The organism is Sulfurimonas sp. (assembly GCF_028694895.1).
In the GTDB taxonomy this organism is placed as follows: Bacteria; Campylobacterota; Campylobacteria; order Campylobacterales; family Sulfurimonadaceae; genus Sulfurimonas.
Genome location: NZ_JAQVKA010000120.1, coordinates 1 through 4,078 on the forward strand (window position 1 = coordinate 1; position 4,078 = coordinate 4,078).

The following is a 4,078-nucleotide window of genomic DNA, read 5'->3' on the forward strand; positions in this document are numbered from 1 at the left end:
ACCATCATAAATTGCACCTATAGAGTGAGCATTATCTTCTAGTATGGTTATGTTATAAGTTTTTCTTAGATACTTTAATTTTTCTTGCTCAAGCATACGGCCACTAAAAGAGACCCCATAGATAGCGTTTATAGTTTTATCTTTTTTTAGTTCTTCTTCACATAGATCAAGGTCGATATTTCCATCTTTTGCTATATCTACAAATATTGGTTTTGCTCCAACATAAAGTATAGAGTTTGATGTCGCTAAAAAAGAGTTTGGAGTAGTTAAAACTTTATCTCCCTTTTCTAATAAGCATATTGATGCTAGATGAAGAGCAGTAGTACCATTTGACACTGCAACCACATATTTTACGCCACAATATTCACTTAAAGCTTCTTCAAACTCTTTTATTTTTGGCCCAGTTGTTAGAAAATCTGACTTTAAAGTTTCTACTACTGCATCTATATCATCTTGTTCTATGTACTGCTTACCATAAGGAATAAAATTCATTTTATGAGTTCTCTACCATTTTTAAAAATTGCTCATTTGTTAGCCACTGAGTATTATTTAATGAATTATATTCAAAACCTATTCCAATATCTTTGCCTTGTTGGCCTAAAGCATTTTTAGTAAAGTCAGATATATGATTAAACTGAATAGTAGGAGTTATGACATAGTAACTATCAAACTCAACAACTCTATCATCTGCTGTTATCATTACTTCATGCATTTTTTCACCAGGTCTTATGCCTATAATTTTATGAGATAAATTTGGAGCAAGTGATTTTGCTAAATCTGTCATCTTCATAGATGGAATTTTAGGGATAAATATCTCTCCTCCATGCATTCTCTCAAAATCATTTAAGACAAAATTCACACCATCTTCTAAAGTGATAAGAAATCTTGTCATAGCAGTATCAGTTATTGGCAACTCTTTTGCTCCATCAGATATAAGTTTTTGAAAAAAAGGCACAACAGATCCTCTTGAGCCTACAACATTGCCATACCTTACTACTGAAAATCTTGTCTTTTTAGTTCCCACCATATTATTTGCCGCTACAAAAAGTTTATCTGATGCTAGTTTTGTAGCACCATAAAGGTTTATTGGGCTTGATGCTTTATCGGTTGAGAGTGCTATGACTTTTTCAACTTCATTTTTAATAGCTGCACTTATTACATTTTGAGCACCATCTATATTTGTTTTTATGCACTCCATAGGATTGTATTCAGCAACTGGCACATGCTTTAGAGCAGCAGCATGGATAACATAATCCACATCTTGCATAGCCTCATCAAGTCTTTTACCGTCTCTAACATCGCCTATAAAATATCTCATACAAGGATCATTAAAAGTTTGCCCCATTTCGTATTGTTTTAGCTCATCTCTACTATAAATAATAATCTTTTTTGGTTTATATTTTAAAAGTATCATCTCGGTATATTTTTTACCAAAACTCCCTGTTCCGCCAGTGATTAGTATTTTTTTATTATTGAACATTATTCTTTTCCTTAATTATGATAAATTTATTTCTCAAGCTTCCCAGCTAACTTTTGATAAACCTTACATCTCTCTAATAGCTCAGCATGGCTTCCACTCGCTATGACTTTACCTTTTTGCACGACCAAAATCTTATCTGCATTTTCTATTGTTCCTAGTCTGTGAGCAATTGTGATAGTTATTTTATCTTTTGTGTAGTTATGAAGTGCTTCTTGAATTCTCTTCTCACTCTCATTGTCAAGCGCTGATGTAGCTTCATCAAATAGTATAAGTGAGGCATGTTTATAAATAGCTCTAGCAATCGCGATGCGTTGTCTTTGTCCACCTGAGAGATTTGAGCCAAACTCTTCCATTTTTGTCTCTATCCCATCTTCAAGTGACTCTACAAAGTTCCAAGCATCGGCTAGTATAAGTGCCTCTTTTACCCTTTGCTCATCGATCTCTTGTCCATACGCAACGTTTGCAGCTAGAGTGTCTTGGAATATATAAATTCTTTGTGTAACAAGCGCTATATGGTGCTTTAGAGAATCTTGCGTAAGCTCTTTTATATTTATACCATTTACAAGAACGGCGCCCTCTTGTGGGTCATAAAATCTAAGAAGCATATTTATAAATGTACTCTTACCGCCACCGCTATCTCCAACAAGTGCTATGTTTTGACCTTTTTTTATCTCTAAATTTATACCATCTAAGATATAACTATCATCATATTTCAGTCTTACGTCTTTAAACTCGATATGCGTTATATCTTCTTTTAAAATTTTTGCTCCATCAACTATTTTGTTCTCTTTATCAAGCAGTTCAAAAACTCTCTCACTCGCAGAGATGGCATCTTGAATCTTTGAATAAATTGAGCCAATACGGCGAATTGGCTGAAAAACAAGTCCTATGGCAGTTATAAAAGCGCTAAACTCTCCAACACTCATATTACCATTATAAACTTCTCTTCCACCAAAATATATAACAGCTGCAAGCCCTACCGCACCAACTAATTCCATAAGTGGAGAGACTATATCACCCACATAAATAGATTTCATATTTATTTTAAAAAATTGCCAATTTTGTACACTAAAACGCGCCATTTCAAACTTCTGCGTAGCGTTTGCTTTTATGATTTCACTGTTGTTAAAAACTTCCGTTAGCCTACTTAACACATCTGCATTTTTTTCTTGAGAACGACGAGAATATTTTTTTAGTTTTTTGCCTATTTGAAGAATTGGGTAGACTGCTAAAGGAAGAAGAACCAAAGAGTAAAATGAAAGTATTGGGTTTAGATATATAACATAGGTTACAAGCGCTATTACGGTTAAACTCTCACGAAGAAGTTCTGGTAACATGTTTGACACAAAATATCTAATTCTGTCTATATCGTTAGTTACTCTTGAGATAAGCTCTCCACTGCGGTTTTGATAGAGATACATCATATCAAAATTTATGATTTTCTCAAGCATCATCTCACGAAATCTTGTAACTATATGCTGCCCAATATATGCCATATATACAGACTGCATATATCTACCTAGCGATTTAAAAAAATAAATACCAATAAGGCCAAGAGGTATAAAATATAACATTGCCTCTTTTTTTTCTATAAACATCTCATCCATAAGTGGTTTCATAATGTGAGCAGTTGCAGTTGTAGCACCTACTGTAAAAAGCATGCCTATAACAACTATAAAGTACTCTTTCTTGTACTCTTTTATATATGGCAAATATCGTTTAAATACTTTTTTCAATAACAATCCAAAACTCTTATTTTGATGAATTTTATCTAAAAAATTAAAATTAACGCTAAATTATCTTATTTTCATCCTATTTTCTGTAAAATTCAAACATTATAATTAATTAGTGGATTTAAATGAAAAATAAAAAGATAGTTGAACTTTGTTTAGCTCATGGCTTAGGAGGATTAGAACTCTCCGCCCTTGCTTGTCATAACTATTTTAAATCTAAAACTCTCTCTTACATAGTAGTTGCCCCAGATACAAAACTTGATAATTTAATAAAAGACGAAAATAAAATTACTATAAAAAGAAATAAACTCCTCCCATTTATTCCCGCTATAAAACTTGCAAAATTTATAGATGAAAAAGGTATTGATTTAATTCATTTTCACTGGGGCAAAGATATTATTACCGCTGTTTTGGCAAAATTATTAAGTAAAAAAAAGCCTAGACTTCTTCACTCAAGACACATGAATATGACAAGATTCAAAGATGATATGTACCATAGATGGCTTTATAAAAATATAGATATGCTCCATAGCGTTTCAAAGCAAGTTAAAGAACAAATGCAAAAATATATTCCTTCAAGCATAAGACCTCCTATTGAATCTATTTATTTGGGAGTAAAAGAGAGTCTTATAGATGATAAAAAGCTCCAAGGACTAAAATTAAAATACAATCTAAAAGATGAATTTATAGTCGGCATGGTAGGAAGAATTGAGAAAGAAAAGGGACAATATATTCTTATCGAGGCTATAAACGAATTAAAAAATTTAAATATAAAAGCCCTTATTATTGGACATACTATGGATAGCCATTATCTTCAAAAATTAAAACAAAGTGTTGAGGATTTAGGTTTAAAAGAGAAGATAAT

The 4,078-nt window shown here is 32.2% G+C and carries 4 protein-coding genes; 1 reads left to right on the forward strand and 3 read right to left on the reverse strand.

The features are described from left to right. The 3 genes from PHI38_RS09475 to PHI38_RS09485 form a co-directional block, all read right to left on the reverse strand. Positions 1-492: aminotransferase class I/II-fold pyridoxal phosphate-dependent enzyme (locus PHI38_RS09475; RefSeq protein WP_299855513.1), on the reverse strand; the 492-nt coding region annotated here is incomplete at its 3' end. 1 nt (position 493) lies between these two features. Continuing rightward, on the reverse strand, positions 494-1,480 hold the full coding sequence (pseB, locus tag PHI38_RS09480) for a UDP-N-acetylglucosamine 4,6-dehydratase (inverting) (protein ID WP_299855515.1): 987 nt from the start codon (positions 1,478-1,480) through the stop codon (positions 494-496). 26 nt (positions 1,481-1,506) lie between these two features. Beyond that, positions 1,507-3,216 carry an ABC transporter ATP-binding protein gene (locus PHI38_RS09485; RefSeq protein WP_299855517.1) on the reverse strand — a complete coding sequence of 570 codons (1,710 nt, stop codon included), beginning with the start codon at positions 3,214-3,216 and terminating at the stop codon, positions 1,507-1,509. A 122-nt stretch (positions 3,217-3,338) separates the two neighbouring features. Between PHI38_RS09485 and PHI38_RS09490 the strand changes: the two genes are divergently transcribed. After that, a partial coding sequence (locus PHI38_RS09490; protein ID WP_299855519.1) for a glycosyltransferase occupies positions 3,339-4,078 on the forward strand: 740 nt, incomplete at its 3' end.